Below are 20946 nucleotides of genomic sequence, written 5' to 3' on the forward strand. Positions count from 1 at the left end.
TCACACTCCATGAGAAGAAAACGTATGGCATTGCGTCGCGCCGCGACGGCTTTGCTGGTGGCCGGTCTCGTCACCACGCAAATTGCGCACGCACAGGTGACACTGAATTTCGTCAATGCGGATATCGATCAGGTGGCGAAAGCGATCGGTGCCGCGACTGGGAAGACGATCATCGTCGACCCGCGGGTCAAAGGGCAATTGAATCTCGTATCGGAAAATCCGGTGCCAGAGGATCAGGCTTTGAAAACGCTGCAGTCGGCATTGAGAATGCAGGGCTTCGCACTCGTGCAAGATCACGGTGTGCTCAAAGTCGTGCCGGAAGCCGACGCCAAGCTGCAGGGCGTGCCGACCTACGTCGGCAACGCGCCCACCGCGCGGGGCGATCAGGTGATCACCCAGGTGTTCGAGCTGCACAACGAATCGGCCAACAACGTGTTGCCGGTCCTGCGTCCGCTGATCTCGCCGAACAACACGATCGCCGCCTACCCGGCCAACAACACGCTGGTCGTCACCGACTATGCCGACAACGTGCGGCGCATCGCGAGCATCATCGCGGGCATCGATACAGCGGCGGGCCGGCAGGTCGAGGTGGTGCCGCTGAAGAACGCGAACGCGCTCGACGTTGCCGAACAGCTCAACAAGCTGCTCGATCCAGGCTCGATAGGCAGCACCGACGCTACGCTGAAAGTTACCGTCACCGCCGACCCGCGCACGAACTCGCTGCTGCTGCGCGCGTCCAGCAGCGCACGGCTCGCGGCGGCCAAGCAGCTTGCGCGCAGTCTCGACGCGGCCACCACGCAGCCGGGCAATATGCACGTAGTCGCACTGCGTAACGCCGATGCCTCGCGCCTCGCCAAAACCCTGAGCGCGATGATGGGCAAGGGCAACGGGAATTCGTCTTCGTCGTCATCGTCGGGATCGGGTTCGTCGAGCGGTTCGGGCGCGTTTGGCGCAGGCGGTTCCGGTTCGTCGACCGGCACGAGCGGCTTGCCGCCGCTGCCGGGTGGACTCGGCAGCAGCAGTTCGTCGTCGGGAAGCAATCCGATGGGGGGCGGCGGCCAGAGCAAGGACTCCGGCTTCGGCAACAACAACGACAACAGCAGTTCCAGCGATCAACCCGGCAACGGCATGATCCAGGCCGACACGGCCACCAACTCGCTGATCATTACCGCGTCCGATCCGGTGTATCGCAACTTGCGTGCGGTCATCGACCAGCTCGATGCACGCCGTGCGCAGGTCTACATTGAAGCGCTGATAGTTGAACTGTCAGCGACAACGGGCGCGAATCTCGGCATTCAGTGGCAGGGCGCGCTGCTTTCAAACAGCGGCAACAACGGCATTTACGGCAGCACGAACCTGGGCTCGGGCACGTCGAGCATTGTCGATTTGACGGCGGCCGGAGCCGCGGTCGCGAGCAATCCGTCGTCGCTGGCAGGTCAGACGAACATCCTCTCGCAGGGCCTGAACATCGGCCTGCTGCACAAGTTCGGCAACTTCTTCGGCCTGGGCGGTTTGCTCCAGGCGCTGTCGACGTCGTCGGATGCGAACATCTTGTCTACGCCTAACCTCATCACGCTCGATAACGAGGAAGCGAAGATCGTGGTCGGCCAGAACGTGCCGGTGGTAACCGGTTCGTACGCCACGCCGACCGCCAATACGGGCACGTCGGTCTCCGCGTTCAATACGTTCGACCGGCGCGACGTGGGCGTGACGCTGCATGTGAAACCGCAGATCACGACGGGCGGCATCCTGAAGCTCCAGCTCTATCAGGAAGATTCCAGCGTCGATACCACCACGACCAATAATCCGGGCGGCGTGACGATCAACACGCGCTCGATCCAGTCGACCATCCTGGCGGACGATGGTGAAATCGTCGTGCTCGGCGGCTTGATGCAGGACCAGTATTCGACGAGCAACAGCAAAGTGCCGCTGCTCGGCGATATCCCCTGGATCGGCCAGTTGTTCCGCAGCGAAGCGAAGACGCGGACGAAGACCAACCTGATGGTGTTCCTGCGCCCGGTGATCGTGCGTGATCAGGCGACCAGCTCGCAGATTTCGAACGATCGCTACGAATATCTGCGTCAGCAACAGTACAACTCCACCTCCGATAACCGCATCGAAAAGGATAAGGACGTACCGGTTCTGCCACCGGCGCCGATCGGCCCGAGCCAGGGCGGAATCCCGTCGCAGAATCTGTTCGACTTGAACAACATGTCACGTTCGCCGGCGGAGGGCGGCAGTACGACGTTGCCGCAGGCGCCGCCGCCGAAGATGCAGGATCAGCAAGGGCAGTATCAAGGCCAGCAGCAGTACAAGACCGCGCAGCCGCCGGGCCAGTATCAGGGGCAAGGGCAAGCGCAAGGGCAGCCGCTGAACGTGAACAGTTACGCTGTGCCGAATAACCCGGCGCCGGGTGTGCCGCTCAACGGCGACGCGGGAGCGAAGCCGTGAGCACGCTGAGCGCGTCCGTCGCGAACGTTGCCACGAGCACGCCGTCGCCGCTCGCGGCACGGCTGATCCCGTACGCGTTCGCGCGGACCGGACAGATCCTGGTGGCGCACCAGCACGCGGACAGCATCGAAGTGTGGATCAGCGATAAAACCAGCGACGCCGCACTCGCCGAAGTCGCGCGAAACTTCGGCGCGCTTTCCATCGTACGTTTGCCGGTGGCCGAGCTTTCGGCTGCAATCAACTCGGCGTACTCGCGCAATGACGGCAGCGCGGCGCAGGTCGTGGGCGAAGTGGAAGGCGAAGTCGATCTGTCGCGGCTGATGCAGGACATTCCCGAAATCGAGGATTTGCTCGAATCGGAAGACGACGCGCCGATCATCCGCATGATCAACGCGCTGCTGACGCAGGCAGCGCGCGAACAGGCATCGGATATTCATATCGAACCGTTCGAGACGTCTTCGGTAGTGCGCTTTCGTGTCGATGGCACCTTGCGCGACGTCGTGCGCCCGAAGAAGGCGCTGCATGGCGCGCTGATCTCGCGGATCAAGATCATGGCGCAACTCGATATTGCGGAAAAGCGCCTGCCGCAGGATGGCCGCATCACGCTGCGCGTAGGCGGCAGGCCAGTGGACGTGCGCGTTTCAACGCTGCCGACCGGTCATGGCGAACGCGCGGTGCTGCGTCTGCTGGAAAAAGATGCACAACGGCTGAACCTCGAAACGCTGGGCATGGCGCGCGACACGCTGGTTCATTTCGACAAGCTGATCGGCCGTCCGCACGGCATCGTGCTGGTCACCGGTCCGACGGGTTCCGGCAAGACCACCACGCTTTATGCCGCGATGTCGCGGCTCGAAACCGCCACCACCAACATCATGACGGTGGAAGATCCTATCGAATATGACCTCGGCGGGATCGGTCAGACGCAAGTGAACGAGCGCATTGGCATGACCTTCGCGCGCGCGTTGCGATCGATTCTGCGGCAGGACCCGGACATCATCATGATCGGGGAAATTCGCGATCTGGAAACGGCGCAGATTGCGGTGCAGGCATCGTTGACCGGTCACCTCGTGCTGGCCACGCTGCACACGAATGACGCAGCGTCCGCTGTCACGCGTCTTACCGATATGGGCGTCGAGCCGTATCTGCTGGCGTCGTCGTTGCTCGGCGTGCTGGCGCAGCGGCTGGTGCGGCAGTTGTGTCCGGTGTGCAAGGCAGAGACCTCGGAAGACGGGCACATTCATTGGCATGCAGTCGGCTGCGATAAATGCGGCAACTCGGGTTATGCGGGACGTCGTGGCGTGTACGAACTGCTGCTGCTTGACGATCCTCTTCGCGCGCTGATTCATCGAAATGCATCGGATGCCGAAATTTTGGCGGCCGGCCGCGCGCAAGGAATGCGCACGCTGCGCGAGGATGCAAACCGGTGGCTCGCGACCGGCGCAACGTCGCTGGAAGAAGTGCTGCGTGTGACGGGCGGAGATTAAACATCCATGCCGGCGTTTCGTTTCGAGGCAATCGATCAGGCGGGCAAGTCGCAGACAGGCGTACTCGATGCCGACAGCGCCCGTGCCGCGCGTAGCCAACTCAGGACGCAGGGGCTGACGCCTCTGGTGGTCGAGGCTGCGGGTACTCGCACGCGGGGTGAGCGCAAACAGCGGTTATCGATGGGAAAACGCTTGTCGCAACGCGAGCAGGCCATTCTCACGCGACAAATCGCCAGCCTGTTGACAGCGGGTCTGCCGCTCGGCGAAACGCTGTCGGTGCTGACCGAGCAATCGGAGCGCGATTACGTTCGCGAGTTGATGGCCGCCATTCGCGGCGAAGTGCTCGGCGGCCATTCGTTCGCGAACGCATTGGCGGAACATCCGCGTGATTTCCCCGAGATTTATCGCGCGCTGGTGGCGGCCGGTGAACATACCGGCAAGCTTGGACTGGTGTTGTCGCGGCTCGCGGATTACATCGAGCAACGCAATGCGCTCAAGCAGAAGATCGTGCTCGCGTTCACCTATCCCGCGATCGTCACGCTGATCGCATTCGGGATCGTCACGTTCCTGCTGAGTTACGTGGTGCCGCAAGTGGTGAACGTGTTCGCGAGCACGAAGCAAGCGCTGCCGTTCCTCACCATTGCGATGATGGCGCTCTCCGGTTTCGTGCGGAACTGGTGGTGGGCCGGGCTGATCGGCGTGGCGTTGCTGAGCTGGTTCATCAAGAACCTGCTCGCGCGGCCGGGGCCGCGCATGGCATTCGACCGCTGGCTGCTCACCGCGCCGTTGCTCGGCAAACTCGTGCGAGGTTATAACACCGTGCGTTTTGCCAGCACGCTCGCGATCCTGACCGCGGCCGGCGTGCCGATCCTGCGGGCGTTGCAAGCCGCGGGCGAAACCCTGAGCAACCGCGCGATGAGCGCGAACGTTGAAGACGCGATCATTCGCGTGCGTGAAGGCACGTCGCTGTCGCGCGCGCTTGGCAACACCCGGACGTTTCCGCCCGTGCTGGTGCATCTGATCCGCTCGGGCGAAGCCACCGGCGACGTCACCACCATGCTCGACCGGGCATCCGAAGGCGAATCGCGCGAACTCGAACGCCGCACGATGTTTCTGACGAGCCTGCTGGAGCCGCTGCTGATCCTCGCGATGGGCGGCGTCGTGCTGGTGATCGTGCTGGCGGTGATGTTGCCGATCATCGAATTGAATAATCTGGTGCAGTGAAGAAGCCCATCCCATGAATGCATTTCAGACCCGCCTGCTATCGCTCATCGCGCTCGCCATTTTTTGCGCGACGCTGACGTGGTGGGTCATCACGCTGACCACGCACCAGAGCGCGCCGTTGCCTGCAGCGGCCGCGGGGCGCGCGCCCTCGGTGGAGCAGGCCGCTACGTTGTTCGGCGGGAAACTGCAGCATCAGGAAAACCAGGACGTACACCTGTTCGGGATTCTCTCGCTGCAACACGGCGCGGCGGCGATCGTAAGCTACGGCGGCGAACCGGCACGCGCGATCTCGCTGGGCGGGCCGCTGACGCCGGGCGTGACGATCAAGGAAGTGCGGGCGCGCTCGATCATCATCGATAGAAAGGGCACACGCTCCGAAGTGTTCCTGCCGCCGAACGCGCCCGGCCCGACCATTTATGTGCGCTGAAGCCGCCCAGGATCAAACGGATCGGACGGCCGCTGCTTACGAAGTGAAATCCGCGCAAGCGGGACCTATAGAATGCAAGCCTGCCCGCGACGATCGTTGATTATTCAGATGAATAATCCAGGTCCGGTTAAGGGCGGCGAACGGGCGTCGAACATCATGTCGGGCCTGAGCGCTGTAACGACACCAATTGGAAAGGAAGATGAAGTCATGCAAATGTGGATGAAGCGCCGCTACGAACTCCAGACAGCGCAAGGTACTCAGCAATCGCGTCGCCAGCGCGGTTTTACGCTGATCGAAATCATGGTCGTGATCGCCATTCTCGGCATTCTCGCCGCGTTGATCGTGCCCAAGATCATGAGCCGCCCGGACGAGGCGCGTCGCGTCGCGGCGAAAGCGGATATTGGCTCGATCATGCAGTCGCTGAATCTTTATCGACTCGATAACGGCCGCTATCCGACCCAGGAGCAGGGTCTGCGTGCGCTGGTCGAGAAGCCGACCACCGAGCCGATCCCGAACAACTGGAAAGGCGGTGGTTATATGGATCGCGTTCCGGTCGACCCGTGGGGCAAGGAATATCAATACCTGAACCCGGGCGTGCACGGTGAGGTGGACATATTCAGCTATGGCGCCGACAGCAAACCGGGCGGCGATGGCAACGACGCCGACATCGGCTCCTGGCAATAGCCTTTTAGCCTCCCCTTGCCCCTTAACAGCAGCCAATCGACGTGAACATGCAGCACAAGCCGGACTGTTCAGCACCCGAGGCGCCGCGCCGCGCGAAGGTGCGGCCGCAGGCCGGCTTTACGCTGCTGGAAATGCTGATCGTGCTGGTGATCGCGGGATTGCTGGTGTCGCTGGCGTCGGTGAAGCTCACGCGCAATCCGCGCACGGACCTGAACGAGGAAGCGCAGCGTCTCGCGCTCCTGTTCGAATCCGCCGGCGACGAAGCGCAGGTGCGGGCAAGGCCTATCGCGTGGTTGCCGCTCGACGGCGGTTTTCGCTTCGATATCCGCACGGAAGACGGCTGGCGTCCGTTACGCGACGACCTGCTGCGCCAGCGCCGCTGGGAAGGCGGCGTGACCGGCGTGACGATCCAGTACGCCGGTACCGATCAGTCCGCGGAGCGAGTGGTGTTCGGCACTGAAGCTATCGATACCCCGATTGAAGTGACGCTCGTCTCGGCGTCGGGCAGCGTGACGATCGTCGGCACCGGCAACGGCCGTTATCAGGTGCGCTGATGCCAACGCTCGCGCCCGGCCCTCGTCATGGCCTTAAACATAAGCTCCAACACAAACGCACGCGCGGTTTCACCATGATCGAAGTGCTCGTCGCGCTGGCGATCATCGCGGTGGCGCTGGCGGCGTCGCTGCGGGCCGTGGGCGCGATGGCGACCGGCGAGGCGGACTTGCATCGGCGGCTCTTGGCCGGCTGGAGCGCTGATAACGAACTCGCGCAACTGCGGCTCACGCATACGTGGCCGGATATTGGTACACGTACGTTCGATTGCTCGCAGGGCAATCTCAAGCTGATTTGCACGGACCGCGTGTCGACGACGCCGAATCCGATTTTCCGGCGGGTGGAAGTTATCGTGGAGTCGCCTGGCATCTCCGGCAATCTCGCGCAAATGGTCATGGTGGTGGCGAATGAAACCAACCGTTCGCTCTAGGCGGGACGTTCGCGGCGTTCGCGGCGATAGTGGCTTTACGCTGATCGAGATGCTGGTCGCCATCGCGATCCTCGCGGTGATCGCGGTGCTGTCGTGGCGTGGCCTCGACCAGATCATGCGCGGCCGCACGACCATTACGAACGCGATGGAAGATGAACGCGTGGTGGCGCAATTGTTCGACCAGATGCGTATCGATGCCCGCCAGGCCGCCACCGACGACGAAGCCGGCCAGGCCGCGGTGGCTATCGGCGGGAACGCGCTGCAGATTGTTCGCGGTCTCTATGCACAAGGCGTGGCGCCGCGCTTGCAGGTCGTGCGCTACCGGCTGGTCGACGGCGGCCGGGTGGTGCGCTTTGCGTCGCCGCCGCTCGGTAACGTGGGTGACGTCCGGCGGGCGTTATCGGCTTCAGACAACTCCGACGGCTGGACCGCGATCCCGCTAATGGGCGGCGTCTCGACCTTCGCCACGCGCGCCTACGTGCCCAAGACCGGCTGGACAATGCGCATGGGCGACGTGGCCGCGCAAATCACGCAGAACGATAACAACCTGAAAGTGCCGCAGCTCGGCAACGCGCCGTTGCCGCGCGCGGTGACGGGCATTCAGATCGCGGTCGGCGCGCACAATCTGGCGCTGCCGATCACGCGCGTGTTTCTGATCGGAGAATGACCATGCGTTCTTCATCGGTTCAGGCAAAACGGCTCAGGTCATCGAGGGCTTCCAGGCATCTGAAACAGCGCGGCGTCGCGATCATCAGCGCGCTGCTGGTCGTCGCGTTGTCGGCGATCATCGTGTCGGGATTGTTGTGGCGCCAGCAAGTGCAGGTCCGCCGGATCGAGAACCAGCGGCTGCTCGCGCAGGCGCAATGGATCTCGCGCAGCGCGCTCGACTGGACGCGGCTAATCCTGCGTTCCGAAGCCGATTCCGCGCCGGACGTCACGTATCTCGGCGGCGTGTGGGGTGTGCCGATCGCGAAAACGCGGCTGTCGGACTTTCTCGGACAAATTGGCGACGTGCGGGCGCAGCAGGGCGCATCGACGTATTTGTCGGGATCGATTGAAGACGCGCAGGCCAAGTTCAACCTGCGCAACCTGGTTTCCACGCCCACGCCCGGCTTGCTGATCATCAACGTGCAGGAGATCGCGTCGTTCCAGCGGTTGCTGACGTTGCTCGGGCTTGATGCGTCGCTGGCGAAGAACGTCGCGTTGCAGATTCGCGCGGGGCTGGCGCAATCGGCGACGCGGTTCCAGACGCAATCGACCACTGCCGCCGCGACCAGTACGCCCGCCTCCACACTGGCCGCGATTGCGCAGGGCGGCGGAACGGGCGGCGGCAATTTCACCGACGACCCCGGTCTCGCCGATGCCGACAGCAACGCGCCCGTCGCGCCGCTGCAGATGATCAATGTGGAATCGCTGCTCGATGTCCCCGGGTTTTCGCCGGAAGCCGTGGAGAAATTGCGGCCGTTCGTGACGGTGCTGCCGACCACGACGTCGGTGAACATGAATACCGCAACGGCTGAAGTGATTGCGGCGACGGTGCCCGGCATGACGCTTTCGCAGGCGCAGGCGTTTGTCGCGCGCCGCGAGACCGTGTTTTTCCACGATGTCGGCAACGTGCAGCTCGCGCTGACCGGCACGGGCGTGCAAGGTAGTGCCGTCGATCCAAACCAGATGGACGTGACCACGAAGTATTTCCTGATCCACGGCCGCGTGCAGCACGAGCGGGCGGAAGTGGACCGGACGACCTTGCTGTATCGCGATCCGGCGACGCATACCACGCGTATTGTCTATGTTCGCGACCAGCCTTGATGCGTTTGGACGGGTTTCATCGGAACGATGTCGGTGTCGTAATACACGCAGTACAGTAAATAACTTTCGATTCAGAAAACAAGAGAGCGGCCTTTGAGCACATTGATCGTCCTACTGCCGCCGCGCGATCCGGCGGTGCGCTCCGAAGAGTGGAATTTGCCGGAGCTGCCGTTTCTGCTGCTCGACAAGCGCAATGTCACGCAGCGGGCCGGCCGCGCCGCGCTTTCGTTGCTGCCGCGTGCGAGCGCGACAGTGCTGATTGTCGCCGCGCGCGACCTGTTGCTGACCGCCGCGCAAATGCCGCCGCTGAAAGGGCCGCGTTTGCGCCAGGCCTTGCCCAACGTGGTCGAGGATCAGTTGATCCAGGACCCGCAGACGTGCCATATCGCCGTCGATCCGGTTGCGCTCGCGAGTGGCCGGCGGGTGCTGGCGGTGATCGATCGCGGCTGGTTCCGCTTCGTGCTCGAGGCGTTTGCGAACGCGGGGCATCGGAATGTGAAGGCCGTGCCCGCCATGCGCTGCCTGCCGCTGCATGAAACCACCGCCGATACCCCCAATCCGTTCGTCGCGGGCATCCTGGGTGACGTGCTGGCGACTGCCCCGCTTTTGCTCGGCGGCGATACGCTCCGGCCGCCCGAGAGCGCTACGACGCGTGTAGAGATTGCGATTGCGCGCGGCGAGCACGCGGCGCTGGGCGAAGGCCTGGCCATTCCCGCCGATGCCGTGACCTCCACGCTCAGCGCGCTTGCGGGCGCCCAGCCGGCCACGCTGTACACCCTGCGCGACGTTCCCGGCGCCGAGCCGCGCCTGGCGCCGGCGCGGCCCGCGATTCCCGGCGCTGAGCCGCTGACGTTCGAAACCCTCGCGCGCAACGCGCTCGCGAACCACTTCGACTTGTGCCAGTTCGAATTCGCCGCGCAGCCGTGGCGGCTCGACCGCGCAACCATGCGGCGCCTGAAGCTGCCGGTGGCGCTGCTGGCCGGGGCGCTGGTGGTATCGATGATCGGTATCAATATTCAATGGCTGCAGCTTGCCCGGCAACGCGACGCGATCACTGCGCAGATGACCGAAACGCTCCTCAACACGTTCCCGAAAACCACGGTCGTACTCGATGCCCCCGACCAGATGTCGCGTCAACTCGACCGTTTGCGGCTGGTTTCCGGGCAACTGTCGCCATCTGATTTCCTCTCTCTCTCCGATGCCCTTGCTCGCGCGCTTGGGCCCATTCCGGTGAATGGCATTGCGGGGCTGGATTACCACGACCGAAGCCTCGAGGTGACTTTCAAACCGGAAACCAAGGTCGATCCGGGTTTGCAGAGACGATTGGCGGCGAACGGGCTGGCCGGTGGTATCGATAGTAATACCGGCAAGTGGACCATCAGGAGCGCCCAATGAAACAAGTCATCATCGACACCTGGGGCGAATTCTGGAACGCGCGCACCCAGCGCGAAAAAACCATCCTGATGTGGGGTGGTCTCGTGGCGGCCATTGCTTTGGTTTATCTCGTGCTGTGGGCGCCCGCGTATGAAGGGCGCGCGCGGTTGCGCGACACGCTGCCCGCCATGCAGCGCCAGCTCGCGCAGATGACCGCGCAAGCCAACGAGGCGCGCTCGCTGGCAGGCGGCGGGCAGGGCGTCACACCGACTGGCGGCGCGTTGCGCGACGCACTGGCGAAGTCTCTCGCCGATAACAACATGCCCCCCGCGCAGGTCCAGGTGGTCGGCGCGGGTGTGCAGATCCAGTTGAAGAACGCGTCGTTCCCGGAATGGACGGTGTGGCTCGACAGCGTCAGGAAGCAGTTCAAGGTGCAGGTCAGCGAGGCGCATATCACGGCGCTGAAACCCGACGGCCAGGTGGATCTGACGGCATCGGTGCAACCGGCCCAGGTGCAATGAACTACGGCATGCGGCGGCTTCTCGCGGCTTGGCCGTGGTTCGTGGTGGCGGGGGTATCGGTGGTCGTGACGCTGGCCGTCATGCTGCCGGCGGCCTGGATCGTGCCGCAATTCGCAAAGGCGACGGACGGCCATGTGAATCTCGTCGATCCGGCCGGTTCGCTCTGGAAGGGCTCGGCCACGTTGATGCTGGCGACCGGCGGCGGTACGGGCAGCGCGGATGGTGCGACGCTGCTGCCGGGACGCATCGAATGGCATACGGCCTTCTGGCCCTTGTTCACCGGCCGCGTGCGCATGGAGATGCGCCAGACGGAGGCCATGCCGGATTCGGTTTTCGTCGATGCGGGTTTTTCCGGTTCGACAATTTCGCCGGGCGCGATTGCCGTGCCGGCGAGCCTGCTCTCGGGCCTGGGCGCACCGTTCAACACGCTCAACATGGAAGGCAATGTGCGGCTGACCTGGACCGAATGGCGGATGCTTGGGCACAACACGTACGGGCAGGCGATCGTGACGCTCGACGACATGGCGTCCAGCGTGTCGCGCGTGAAGCCGCTGGGGTCGTATCGCGTAGTGTTTCAGGCGGAAGGCCAGGCGGACACGATCAACCTGACGACGACATCGAATGGGCCGTTGCTGCTGAGCGGACAAGGGACGGTGTCGAAGACATCGAGCGCGTTCAACGGTGTGGCGACGGCCACGCCGGAGGCACGGGAAAACCTGGCGGGATTGTTGAACCTGCTCGGACGGCACACGGGACCGGATACCGTCGAGCTAACCTTCGTTCGATAGAGCTCGGCGCTTCGTTACCGCTTTCAGGGCCGTGCTAGTCGGCATCGGGATGGCGAGGGGCAGCGGTTGCGAACGTGTGATTTCATTCAGTGCGAACGTGCCGAGCATCCTTTCGCCCTCGCGTGAAATTACGACGAGCGTGGACACAAAGACCGCGGGGTATCCTCGCCCCGGCGCGTCTTATTCTTTAACCGTACCGCCGTTGGTGACCGCAACGGTCGACGAACCCGGCGCCGAATTCACCGCAGCATTCGTCCTCTTCACCGCAACGCCGCTCGCCGGCGTCGCTACGTCAGGCGCCGCTGCGCTGCCGGTTTCCTGATCCATTTGCGCCGTGTCCCAGCCGCCGCCGAGCGCCTTGATCAACCCCACCGACGACACCATCCGTTCCCCGGCGATACTCGCCAGCTTCTGCTCGGCCGTGAACGCCGTGGTCTGCGCGGTGAGCACGTTGATGAACCCGACCGTACCCGACTTGTACTGATTGGTCACAATAGCCAGCGCCTGCTGCGCCGACGCTACCGCTTGCTGCTGGATCCCGATCTCGTTCGCGAGAATTCTCTGCGACGCCAGGTTGTCCTCGACGTCCTGGAACGCGGTCAGCACCGCTTGCCGATAAGTCGCCACGGCCGAGTCATACGACGCGCGCGCCGCTTCGGTCTGCGCGGCTCGCAAGCCGCCATCGAAAATGGTCGCCGCGAGATCCGGCCCGAGCGTCCAGAAGCGCGACGGCGCGGTCAGCAATTGCGAAAATATTGAGCTTTGGAAACCGCCGCTTGCCGACAACGTCAGCGTGGGGAAAAACGCCGCGATTGCCACGCCGATCTGTTCGTTCGCCTGCGCCGCCTTGCGTTCGGCCGACGCGATATCGGGCCGCCGTTCGAGGATGGCAGATGGCAGTTGCAGCGGCACGTCGGGCGGCGTGGCGTCGAGCGGCGATGAGGCGATGGAGAACGTCGACGCCGGCTCGCCGACCAGCACGGCGATCGCGTGTTCGTATTGCGCGCGGGCGACGCCGTTATCGATAGCCGACGCTTGCGCCGATTGCAATTGCGTCTGCGCCTGGATCACATCCGAGCGGGCGGCCGTGCCTTGCGCGTACTGGTTCTGCGTGAGTTGCAGCGTGCGTTGATAAGCGGCGACGGTGTCGTCGAGGAGCTTTTGCTGTGCGTCCAGCGAACGCAACTGGAAGTAGGTTTGCGCCAGCGTGCCCTGCGCCGAGAGCCGTGCATTGGCGAGATCGGCCGCGGCGCTTTGCTCACCGGCGCGCTGCGCGCCGACCGTCCGGCTGACGGTGCCCCACAGGTCCGGTTCCCACGATGCATCGAGGGAAAGATCGTAGTTATTGTTGATTGAGCTGCCGCTGGAAATCGAACCGCTTGAGCGGCTGGAGGAACCTGCCCGCGAACCCGTCGCCGATAACCCCAGCGTAGGGAAATACGCCGCGCGCGCTTCTGAAACCAGCGCCCGGGCCTGCCGATAAGCCGCCGCGTATTGCGCGATAGTCTGATTCGACGCGTTCAACCGCGTTTCAAGGTCATTCAGCTGCGGGTCGTTATAAATCGCCCACCAGTTTCCACGATCCACCCGGTCCGAAGGCTGCGCGACTTTCCAGCCCTCCGGCGCTTCTTTATATGACGCGGGAATGGCGGTGTCGGGGCGTTGATAGTTCGGACCGACGGCACAACCGGCCATTGTCAGGGCCAGTGCGAGGACGATAGCGGACTTGCGAGGAAAGACGGGTATTCGGGTGAACGGCATCTGCTCTGGATTCCTGTCGGAGGTTGCGCGCGCTTCAACGCAATGCGGCGCGAAGCATTTCGCGCAACCGGTCCGAAATGGTAACTGAACGCGCGCGAAGGGCGGGCGTCGGGCAGGCGTTAGGGTAACAACTTGAAAGGAAGCCGGGTGTTACCCGCCGCGCGGATTCGGTTACGGGTCGTTACGCAACACGCATGCATTCACGCAGCATTGCGTGAGTAGCATAACAACGCGCCGGGAACGGCGGCGAGGGTATCAGGCGTCGCAGTGTTTCGGACCACAGAGGCGCGGAGTCTTGACGGGCGCCGGGTCCGCGGCTTTGCGCGCGCGGCGGTTTTCGAGCCACACGGCACCCAGTACGACAAACGAGCCGCCCGGCAGCAAAAACACGATCACGTACAACCCCAGCTTCCACGAGCTCATATTAGGCGGCAGGACGTGCAGCAAGGCGGCGGTTATCGATTGGCCGAAGCGTCGGCCGAGGAGGCGGGTGGTTTGGGCAGCGCGGTTCATCGGGTAAATCCATTTGCGCATCGAATGGTTCGATGCTTTCAGTCGGTCAGAACATGGTCTCGGGTGGCGCCGCAGCGCGTAACTCGTTGCTTAGAATAATATTGACTATGCAATCGATTTTCAAGATGGGAACCTTAGCAAATTTTCGCAGTGTTGTTTTTAAGTCCGGGATCTTGGGCCTGAGGGATGCGGGCGGCCGTCGTCTGGAAGCATAGGGCGCTTGGTTCCTGGCTTGAGCCCTTCGCCGATGACGCGGAGTGAATGTTCAAGGCCGCTTCGGCTTGCATTCAACTGGCTGGTTTGCGCGGGTATCTCGGGGCGATGGCGCTCCGGCGATTGCCCGAACAGGCGAAGGTACAGGCCATTCCCTCGTCGGATTTAAACAATGCCTATGCAAGGGTTTTAGCTATCGAACCGATAGTAACCAGCCTGTCGATGCATTAAATAGTATGTAGCCGCCACATTTTCGTCGATTGCCGCCGTTTCCCCGATTGGATGTGCAAAGGCCGCGCCTGACGGGAACGCGGCCTTCTGTAATTAACAACGGACAACGGTGGAGACCTACTGCGGCGTCAGGTCCTGGCCCGATTGTCCCGGCTGATTCTCGAGCGTTGATGGCATCGGATGAACGGGAAGGTTTTGCTGCATCGGCTGCAATGGCGGCGCGGGAGAAACCGGCGGCAACGCATTGCCGGACGCCGTCGCGCCTCCCGGCGTGCCCATCTGCGATGGCCCGCCGCGCACGAACTGCTTGAAGTCCGCGCCGGCCTTCCACGGGTTCGGGTCGCAGCCGAGCATATTGTCGCAATGGGCGGCGAAACCAATTGTTGCCGTCCCTTCATTGCTCGGAGTCTTGGTGATCTGGTATGCCAGTGCGCGTTTGCCGCCTGACGGCCCATCGGTCTGGATGATCGAATTCGTAACGGTCTGCAGCTTGTATTCGGAGTGGTTGCTCACCCAAACCTGCGCACGCGCCCACCACGCGTCACATTCGGCCTTGTTCGTACACGTGAGCGGCGCCGTGGCCTGCTCCATGGTTTCACCGGCAATCTGGCCGGTCGTCGAGCAGCCGGCCAGCAGAGCGATTGCCCCCACCACCGTACTCAATACTGCCGCCTTAGCCAGGTTCGCGCTTCCCAACAGGTTTTTTCTCATTTTTCTTCCTCTCCTTGATGTGTGTCCAGGCCGGCCGATCGTGTCCGGCCCGCCGTCAATCAGTCCGGTTTAGCTGATACGTCGCTATTTTCAGACCTGACCTGCGGACGAGCGTTTCCACGCGTTGCGCACTGTTGCAAAACAAGTAAGGGTTGCCGCTGCTGAGGCAGTGCGGCGAGGGAAAAGCTGCTGGATTGCCGGGCGTCGACTTGAGCGTCGGCTTTGAAGCCGGCGCCCAGCCGTTTCAAACGCTAATGCGGTTCAACGTGTAAGCACGATAAGCGCCGACGAAGGCATCGAACGAACCGACTTCTTCACGCTCGATTCTTGCCTGATCGTCCAGCGACTTTGCAGCAAGCGCCGCCATTTCACGCTCGGCCTTGGCGCTGAGCGGACGGCCACGGAAGTAATCGGCATGCTTTGCGCTCAGTTCCAGCGCAAATTCGTTGAAGCTTTGATGCCGCTCGCGCATGGTTTCGAGCACGCGGGCGGACGGTGTCAGCGAGACATCGGCCAATCGTGCGCGCTGGGCCTTCAAGGCGGTCATGTGTTCATCAATGCCATGCAGCGCGTCGAGCGCCTGCGCGACCGGTTCAATGGCGTCGAGCAACGAGTCCGCCCAGCCTTGCATGGGGACTTCGCGGCCATCGCGCGCCAGCGTCAGGCCGGGCTTACGCCCTTCCTTCGTGATGCGCGCGAAGTTCTCGTTGGCTTCCTCGTTGGCGGCGCGCGGTAAAAGCGGGCTGTCTTCGATCGCGCAATACAGCAGATACGCGTCCATGAAACGTGTAGTCTCAAGCGAAATTCCGGTCGGCTCGAACGGGTCGATATCGAGGCAACGCACTTCAATGTATTGCACTCCACGCGACGACAATGCATGCAACGGCCGCTCGCCAGGTTGCGTGATGCGCTTCGGCCGGATGGTCGAGTAGAACTCGTTCTCGATCTGCAGCACGTTCGTGTTGATCTGCACCCATTCGCCGTCACGCTGCGTGCCCATGGCTTCATACGCCGGATACGGCTCGCTGACCGCTTTCGCGAGCACGCTGAGGTAACCGTCGAGCGTGTCGTAGCTCGGCAGCAGCGCGGATTGCGCCGGGTTGTTCGTGTAGCCGAGATCGCTCATCCGCAGGCTGGTGGCGTACGGCAGATAACGCGTGGTGGCGTCGAAGGTCTCGAGCGTATTCGGGCGGCCGCGCAGGAACTGCTGGTTGAGCGCCGGCGATGCGCCGAACAAATACATCAGCAGCCAGCTTGTCCGGCGGAAATTCCGGATCAGCGCGAAATATCGTTCTGACTGGAAATCGACGACTGGCACGGCGCTGCGGTTATCGAGCGCGGCCCACGTGCGCCACACGTCTTCGTGCAGCGAATAGTTATAGTGAATCCCGGCGATGCATTGCATGGTGCGGCCGTATCGCAGCGACAAACCGCGCCGGTACACGTGCTTCAACATGCCTATATTCGATGTCCCATACCAGCCGATCGGGATGTCCTGATCGGCGGGAAGCACGCCCGGCATGGAGTCGTTCCAGAGCAATTCGCTGCCGAGATGCGCATAGGCGAAGCGATGCAAGTCGTCCAGTTGCTCGAGCGTGCGCGCGACGTCGTGCTCGGCTGGCGTAATCAGTTCAATCAGCGCTTCGGAATAGTCGGTGGTGATGAGCGGATGCGTGAGCGCCGAGCCGAATGTGCGCGGATGCGGCGTGGTGGCAAGCGTTCCCTCGCGCGTCACCCGCAGGCTTTCCTTCTCGATGCCGCGCAGCCCCTGGCGCAACGCAGCGCCGTGCGGGCCGCTGGTCAGCGCGGATAAGCGGCGCAGGAAAGCGCTGTTGGACGGAGATGAGAAATTCGTATTTGCCATTGCTGCGACGGTTGCGTGTCTGACGCCGAACGGAATGCGCCGAACCAGATTTTTGGGTAGCGGGCACTTTAACATCTCAGTGTAAGACGTGCTTGAACCCTTGTCGGATAAGGGTTTGCGCGAATTCAAGCGGTTTGCAGCGCGAGTGGCAGCGGCAGGTTTTTCCGATGAGCGATGCGGGCTGCCGATTCGGCCGTGAATTCGATAGTGGGCGGGGGCCGCGTTTCAGGATCCGCTTCGAGCCCACGTAGCGACGCAGCGTGTCACCCGCCCTTCGCCGATCCCGCCCGGTCCGCTATTTCATTCCACACATGCAGGGCAGCATACGCACGATACGGCCGCCAGGCCTCAGCGCGGGCGCGCAGCGCCGCCGCTTTCGCCATTGATGGATCGCGTGCCACTAACGCCTGCATCAGGATCAGGTCGGTGCCGGGCCACGCGTCGGCGTCGCGTAGCGCGCGCATCGCGACATATTCCACTGTCCACGGTCCGATACCCGGCATAGCCAGCAACGCCGTCCGCAGTTCGGCGCGGTCCGCATGGGGATCGTCGAGAGGCAGCGCGCCCGCCGCGACCTCGCGTGCGAACCCCTGCAATGCGGCCACGCGTTTGCCCGGCATGCCGATCTTTTCCAGATCGACCTCGGCCAGCGCGGCGGGCGTCGGGAAACGCCAGGCGGTGCCGGCATGCGGATGATCGGTCAGCGGCGTACCGGCGCGTTCGACGAGCCTTCCCACAATGGTCGATGCCGCTTTCACGCTGACCTGCTGGCCGACTATCGCGCGCACGACCAGCTCGAAGCCCGACCACGCGCCGGGTACGCGCAACCCGGGCACGGCTTGGGTCAGCGGCGCGAACCACGGGTCGCGGGCGAGATGAGCGGCGATAGCCGGCGCGTCGGCCTGAAGATCGAACATGCGCGTCAGATGCTCGCCGATCGCTTTCGCATGGCGGCCCGCCGCGCCTTCCAGCGTCGCAACGAGACAAGGTTTGCTGACGTGCTTTGTCACGCTGAGCGTGCCCGAATCGCCGAGCCATTCAATTGCACGGCGATACGAACCGTCCTCCACCGCTTCGACGCCAAGCGTCGCGCGCCCCGCAAAAAATCGCAGGACGCGGGGCCAATCGTAGGGTTCGACGTAGGGTAACTGGATGCGAGTGGGTTTGGTTCGGGGCAATTTAAGCACGGTCGAAAGCAGGGAGGATTGGGATGCTAATGGGCATCGTATCGTTCAACGTGATTCAGGAGATGTTGAAAGCCCGTGAGCCAGCGGCGCGCCATCAATCCAGATCCTCCGCGCCAACCGTTTCGAGTGGCACGGCGACCCGATGCTCCTTTTCTGCCGACAGCAACGCGACCTTGCGCGCCGTGCCCCATCGATACCCCGCCAGCGCGCCATCCTTATGCACTACGCGATGACACGGAATGGCAAGCGCCACTGGGTTCGACGCGCACGCATTCGCCACCGCCCGCACTGCCCGCGGCGACCCAAGCGTTTCGGCGATATCGGTATAACTGCGCGTCTGGCCGTATGGAATCCTTTGCAACGCATCCCATACGCGCTGTTGAAAAGCCGTTGCGCTGATGTCCAGCGGCAGGTCGAAATGCTCTCGCGTGCCGCGCAAATAAGCGTCGATCTGCACGATAAACGGTGCGAGCCGCGCCTTGTCTTCGATCCGTTCTGCGTCCGACAACTCTTGCGCCAATTCGGCTTCGAGCGCGGCCGGGTTATCGCCGAAAGCGATCTTGCAGATACCCTTGGGCGTTGCTGCGACCAGCACGATCCCGAGCGCCGTTTGCGCGGTAGCGAAATGCACGACCAGACCTGCTCCCTTGCGTCGATAAGTCGACGGCGTCATCCCCAGTTCGGCGGGCGCCGCGTCATACATCCGCGATGTCGAACCGAAGCCGGCGTCATGCATGGCGCGGGTCACGTCGTCGCCGCGTTGAAGCGCACCGCGCAATGCATCCGCGCGACGGGCGGCCTGGTATTGCCGCGGCGACACGCCGACCACGCGTGAAAACAGCCGCTGCAAATGAAACGCGCTGACATGCACGGCGCGGCTCAACTCCGCGAGCGTCACGCGTTGCTGCGGGTCGGCGTCGAGCACCTTGCACGCGCGCTCCACGATAGCGAGTTCCCGCGACAGACTGCCCGGCTGACACCGTTTGCATGCCCGATAACCGGCGGCTTCGGCTTGCTGCGGGGTATCGAAGAATTCGACGTTTTCACGCCGCGGCTGCCGCGATGCACACGATGGGCGGCAGAACACGCCGGTCGTACGAACGGCGTAGAAGAACTCGCCGTCGGCGCTTGAGTCGCGGCTCGACAGGGCGTTCCAACGGGTTTCATCGTTGGAAAAAGCAGCGGTGCTTGATTCGGTTTTCATCACAATCCTCGGTTTGCGAAGGGTACGTGACTACTTTAGAGGCGCGCGTCTATAGGTACTCGCCGGATCTTGCTCTGTCATTTCTTCCTTGGATGACGGGACTGTGAACGCATGGACAAATGACGCACAGATGCGACACATCCCCACCATAGGGGTTTTTACTACGATAAGTGTTGCATCGACCCTATCGGCTGTGTAATATTGGAGCTGTCTCCTCCATGTCTCCTCCTGATATGGATTCAGCCCGCTCCGCAACGAGCGGGCTTTTTTTCGTCCATACGCTTTGTAGCCTTTATAGCCGTGCTGTTTCGCAACACTTGCTAAACTTAAAGCTGGCTCTTTTCGCCAGTTTACTGGCTATAACAACGCTAGAACGGAGACACACGATGCACATACCTATCCGCGAGATTGATCACGTCGTGATTCGCTGTGCGAACCTTGATGCCATGGTCGATTTTTACAGGACGGTGCTGGGTTGTCCGGTAGAGAAGGAGCAACGCGAGCTTGGGTTGGTTCAGATGCGCGCGGGGCGCTCGCTGATCGATCTGCTGGCGGTGGGCTCGAAGATTGACCGGCCGGAAAGCGGCACGCCCGGCGCGGGCAACAACATGGATCACTTGTGCTTGCGCGTGGAACCGTTCGATTCCGCCGCGTTGCGTGCGCATCTGCTTGAGAACGGCGTGCGCCTGGGGGACGAAGCCCGTCGATACGGTGCTGAAGGCTTCGGCCCGTCGCTCTATTTCTTTGATCTGGAAGGCAATCTGGTCGAGCTGAAAGGGCCACCGGAGGTGTGACCGGCGGCGCGTCCGATCATCCGGTCAGCGCGGCTTTCCCTTGAACACCGTCCAGTCGATAGCAACCGGATCGACCGTGGCGCTGCCCAGCGATGCTTCGCCATCCTGCACCGTGCATTGAAGCCGCATGGTCCGTTCGGCCAACGCGCCGAGCGCTGCGGCCACCCCATCGGTGAGCGACCATACGGTCACGTTTTGCATCCGTTCGACCTTCGCTTTGACGCCCTGCCACCAGATCTCGGAGGTGCGGCCGCCATACGCGATCACGATCACGCGGTCCGCGCGTCCGCTCGCCTTTGCGATGCGACGTTCTTCCGGCTGACCCACTTCAATCCATGTTTCGATTTGTCCGGTCAGATCCTTTTGCCAGAGATCGGGTTCGTCGGTGTCGGACAGCCCTTTGGTGAATTCGAGGCGTTCGCTTGCGAATAACGCGAACGCGGCGACGCGCACCATCATCCGGTCGTCAGTCTCCGACGGATGTCGGGCGATGGTCAGCGCGTGGTCGCCGTAGTAGTGCCGATCCATGTCGGCGATTTGCAGTTCAGCTTTGTAGATTGTGGATTTAAGGGCCATGCAACACCGGAAAGCCTGTTTGAGAGGCCAGAAAAAAGGGGAATCGGAACGGATATTTCGGGCGGAACCGCTGCGTGCCGACGCGTTCCGAATCACATTCGACGACGTTCGACGCGTGATGATACCGAACGCATTCGATCGTTGCGGG

21 protein-coding genes are annotated in these 20946 nt (G+C 62.8%); 14 read left to right on the top strand and 7 right to left on the bottom strand.

The annotated features are described in order from the left end of the window. Nucleotides 1-24: 24 nt before the first annotated feature. The 12 genes from gspD to HB376_RS18200 all read left to right on the top strand — a co-directional run bounded on the left by gspD (nt 25) and on the right by HB376_RS18200 (nt 11744). On the top strand, nt 25-2451 hold the full coding sequence (gene gspD, locus HB376_RS18145) for a type II secretion system secretin GspD (RefSeq protein ID WP_213765050.1): 2427 nt from the start codon (nt 25-27) through the stop codon (nt 2449-2451). Beyond that, nucleotides 2448-3935, top strand: coding sequence for a type II secretion system ATPase GspE (gene gspE / locus HB376_RS18150; protein ID WP_346730521.1), 1488 nt, complete (start codon nt 2448-2450; stop codon nt 3933-3935). The genes gspD and gspE overlap by 4 nt, the downstream gene beginning before the upstream one ends. A 6-nt stretch (nt 3936-3941) precedes the next feature. After that, nucleotides 3942-5159: a type II secretion system inner membrane protein GspF gene (gene gspF / locus HB376_RS18155; protein WP_213765051.1), complete on the top strand. Its 1218-nt coding sequence runs from the start codon at nt 3942-3944 to the stop codon at nt 5157-5159. A gap of 13 nt (nt 5160-5172) precedes the next feature. Continuing rightward, the gene (locus HB376_RS18160; protein WP_213765052.1) at nt 5173-5586 is read left to right on the top strand and encodes a type II secretion system protein N; all 414 of its coding nucleotides are present in this window, start codon (nt 5173-5175) and stop codon (nt 5584-5586) included. Between the two features lie 207 nt (nt 5587-5793). Further along, complete coding sequence (gene gspG / locus HB376_RS18165) at nt 5794-6270, top strand: type II secretion system major pseudopilin GspG (RefSeq protein WP_213765131.1); 477 nt, start codon at nt 5794-5796, stop codon at nt 6268-6270. A gap of 47 nt (nt 6271-6317) precedes the next feature. Further along, on the top strand, nt 6318-6824 hold the full coding sequence (locus tag HB376_RS18170; protein WP_213765053.1) for a GspH/FimT family pseudopilin: 507 nt from the start codon (nt 6318-6320) through the stop codon (nt 6822-6824). Continuing rightward, on the top strand, nt 6824-7252 hold the full coding sequence (gene gspI, locus HB376_RS18175) for a type II secretion system minor pseudopilin GspI (protein ID WP_213765054.1): 429 nt from the start codon (nt 6824-6826) through the stop codon (nt 7250-7252). Before HB376_RS18170 ends, gspI begins: the two co-directional genes overlap by 1 nt. Beyond that, the gene (locus HB376_RS18180) at nt 7230-7919 is read left to right on the top strand and encodes a prepilin-type N-terminal cleavage/methylation domain-containing protein (protein WP_213765055.1); all 690 of its coding nucleotides are present in this window, start codon (nt 7230-7232) and stop codon (nt 7917-7919) included. Before gspI ends, HB376_RS18180 begins: the two co-directional genes overlap by 23 nt. Before the next feature lie 2 nt (nt 7920-7921). Beyond that, the gene (gene gspK, locus HB376_RS18185; RefSeq protein WP_255631414.1) at nt 7922-9061 is read left to right on the top strand and encodes a type II secretion system minor pseudopilin GspK; all 1140 of its coding nucleotides are present in this window, start codon (nt 7922-7924) and stop codon (nt 9059-9061) included. A gap of 93 nt (nt 9062-9154) precedes the next feature. After that, nucleotides 9155-10456 (top strand): type II secretion system protein GspL, encoded by a 1302-nt coding sequence (gene gspL / locus HB376_RS18190; RefSeq protein WP_213765057.1) that lies wholly within the window; start codon nt 9155-9157, stop codon nt 10454-10456. Beyond that, nucleotides 10453-10956, top strand: a complete 504-nt coding sequence (locus HB376_RS18195) for a type II secretion system protein M (protein ID WP_213765058.1) — start codon at nt 10453-10455, stop codon at nt 10954-10956. The genes gspL and HB376_RS18195 overlap by 4 nt, the downstream gene beginning before the upstream one ends. Then, nucleotides 10953-11744, top strand: a complete 792-nt coding sequence (locus tag HB376_RS18200; RefSeq protein ID WP_213765059.1) for a type II secretion system protein N — start codon at nt 10953-10955, stop codon at nt 11742-11744. Before HB376_RS18195 ends, HB376_RS18200 begins: the two co-directional genes overlap by 4 nt. A gap of 180 nt (nt 11745-11924) precedes the next feature. On the opposite strand, the gene HB376_RS18205 is transcribed toward HB376_RS18200, so the two are convergent. Next, nucleotides 11925-13505 carry an efflux transporter outer membrane subunit gene (locus HB376_RS18205; RefSeq protein WP_213765060.1) on the bottom strand — a complete coding sequence of 527 codons (1581 nt, stop codon included), beginning with the start codon at nt 13503-13505 and terminating at the stop codon, nt 11925-11927. A 255-nt stretch (nt 13506-13760) separates the two neighbouring features. Further along, complete coding sequence (locus HB376_RS18210) at nt 13761-14018, bottom strand: hypothetical protein (RefSeq protein WP_213765061.1); 258 nt, start codon at nt 14016-14018, stop codon at nt 13761-13763. A 261-nt stretch (nt 14019-14279) separates the two neighbouring features. On the opposite strand from HB376_RS18210, the gene HB376_RS18215 reads away from it, so the two are divergent. Beyond that, on the top strand, nt 14280-14462 hold the full coding sequence (locus HB376_RS18215; RefSeq protein ID WP_213765062.1) for a hypothetical protein: 183 nt from the start codon (nt 14280-14282) through the stop codon (nt 14460-14462). Nucleotides 14463-14579: 117 nt separating this feature from the next. On the opposite strand, the gene HB376_RS18220 is transcribed toward HB376_RS18215, so the two are convergent. The 4 genes from HB376_RS18220 to ada form a co-directional block, all read right to left on the bottom strand. Continuing rightward, nucleotides 14580-15173 carry a hypothetical protein gene (locus HB376_RS18220; RefSeq protein WP_213765063.1) on the bottom strand — a complete coding sequence of 198 codons (594 nt, stop codon included), beginning with the start codon at nt 15171-15173 and terminating at the stop codon, nt 14580-14582. Nucleotides 15174-15417: 244 nt separating this feature from the next. Beyond that, a complete protein-coding gene (gene gshA / locus HB376_RS18225) occupies nt 15418-17037 on the bottom strand; it encodes a glutamate--cysteine ligase (RefSeq protein ID WP_213765064.1) in 1620 nt (539 codons plus the stop codon). A gap of 263 nt (nt 17038-17300) precedes the next feature. Next, nucleotides 17301-18215 (bottom strand): AlkA N-terminal domain-containing protein, encoded by a 915-nt coding sequence (locus HB376_RS18230; protein ID WP_213765065.1) that lies wholly within the window; start codon nt 18213-18215, stop codon nt 17301-17303. A gap of 103 nt (nt 18216-18318) precedes the next feature. Next, nucleotides 18319-19428, bottom strand: a complete 1110-nt coding sequence (ada, locus tag HB376_RS18235) for a bifunctional DNA-binding transcriptional regulator/O6-methylguanine-DNA methyltransferase Ada (protein ID WP_213765066.1) — start codon at nt 19426-19428, stop codon at nt 18319-18321. A 386-nt stretch (nt 19429-19814) separates the two neighbouring features. On the opposite strand from ada, the gene HB376_RS18240 reads away from it, so the two are divergent. Continuing rightward, complete coding sequence (locus tag HB376_RS18240; RefSeq protein WP_213765067.1) at nt 19815-20222, top strand: VOC family protein; 408 nt, start codon at nt 19815-19817, stop codon at nt 20220-20222. A 24-nt stretch (nt 20223-20246) separates the two neighbouring features. Here HB376_RS18240 and HB376_RS18245 read toward each other — a convergent pair whose 3' ends face one another. After that, entirely contained in the window at nt 20247-20798 is a 552-nt protein-coding gene (locus tag HB376_RS18245; RefSeq protein ID WP_031360972.1) for a YaeQ family protein, read from the bottom strand. Nucleotides 20799-20946 lie beyond the last annotated feature (148 nt).

Origin of the sequence: Caballeronia sp. dw_19 (genome assembly GCF_018449515.1) — a bacterium.
GTDB lineage: Bacteria > Pseudomonadota > Gammaproteobacteria > Burkholderiales > Burkholderiaceae > Caballeronia.

What these genes read in the sequence shown, in the direction of transcription:
- gspD (WP_213765050.1), top strand. Translation starts at nt 25, where the DNA reads ATGGCATTGCGTCGCGCCGCGACGGCTTTGCTGGTGGCCGGTCTCGTC.
- gspF (WP_213765051.1), top strand. Translation starts at nt 3,942, where the DNA reads ATGCCGGCGTTTCGTTTCGAGGCAATCGATCAGGCGGGCAAGTCGCAG.
- HB376_RS18160 (WP_213765052.1), top strand. Translation starts at nt 5,173, where the DNA reads ATGAATGCATTTCAGACCCGCCTGCTATCGCTCATCGCGCTCGCCATT.
- gspG (WP_213765131.1), top strand. Translation starts at nt 5,794, where the DNA reads ATGCAAATGTGGATGAAGCGCCGCTACGAACTCCAGACAGCGCAAGGT.
- HB376_RS18170 (WP_213765053.1), top strand. Translation starts at nt 6,318, where the DNA reads ATGCAGCACAAGCCGGACTGTTCAGCACCCGAGGCGCCGCGCCGCGCG.
- gspI (WP_213765054.1), top strand. Translation starts at nt 6,824, where the DNA reads ATGCCAACGCTCGCGCCCGGCCCTCGTCATGGCCTTAAACATAAGCTC.
- HB376_RS18180 (WP_213765055.1), top strand. Translation starts at nt 7,230, where the DNA reads ATGAAACCAACCGTTCGCTCTAGGCGGGACGTTCGCGGCGTTCGCGGC.
- gspK (WP_255631414.1), top strand. Translation starts at nt 7,922, where the DNA reads ATGCGTTCTTCATCGGTTCAGGCAAAACGGCTCAGGTCATCGAGGGCT.
- HB376_RS18195 (WP_213765058.1), top strand. Translation starts at nt 10,453, where the DNA reads ATGAAACAAGTCATCATCGACACCTGGGGCGAATTCTGGAACGCGCGC.
- HB376_RS18200 (WP_213765059.1), top strand. Translation starts at nt 10,953, where the DNA reads ATGAACTACGGCATGCGGCGGCTTCTCGCGGCTTGGCCGTGGTTCGTG.
- HB376_RS18205 (WP_213765060.1), bottom strand. Translation starts at nt 13,505, where the DNA reads ATGCCGTTCACCCGAATACCCGTCTTTCCTCGCAAGTCCGCTATCGTC.
- HB376_RS18210 (WP_213765061.1), bottom strand. Translation starts at nt 14,018, where the DNA reads ATGAACCGCGCTGCCCAAACCACCCGCCTCCTCGGCCGACGCTTCGGC.
- HB376_RS18215 (WP_213765062.1), top strand. Translation starts at nt 14,280, where the DNA reads ATGTTCAAGGCCGCTTCGGCTTGCATTCAACTGGCTGGTTTGCGCGGG.
- HB376_RS18220 (WP_213765063.1), bottom strand. Translation starts at nt 15,173, where the DNA reads ATGAGAAAAAACCTGTTGGGAAGCGCGAACCTGGCTAAGGCGGCAGTA.
- gshA (WP_213765064.1), bottom strand. Translation starts at nt 17,037, where the DNA reads ATGGCAAATACGAATTTCTCATCTCCGTCCAACAGCGCTTTCCTGCGC.
- ada (WP_213765066.1), bottom strand. Translation starts at nt 19,428, where the DNA reads ATGAAAACCGAATCAAGCACCGCTGCTTTTTCCAACGATGAAACCCGT.
- HB376_RS18240 (WP_213765067.1), top strand. Translation starts at nt 19,815, where the DNA reads ATGCACATACCTATCCGCGAGATTGATCACGTCGTGATTCGCTGTGCG.
- HB376_RS18245 (WP_031360972.1), bottom strand. Translation starts at nt 20,798, where the DNA reads ATGGCCCTTAAATCCACAATCTACAAAGCTGAACTGCAAATCGCCGAC.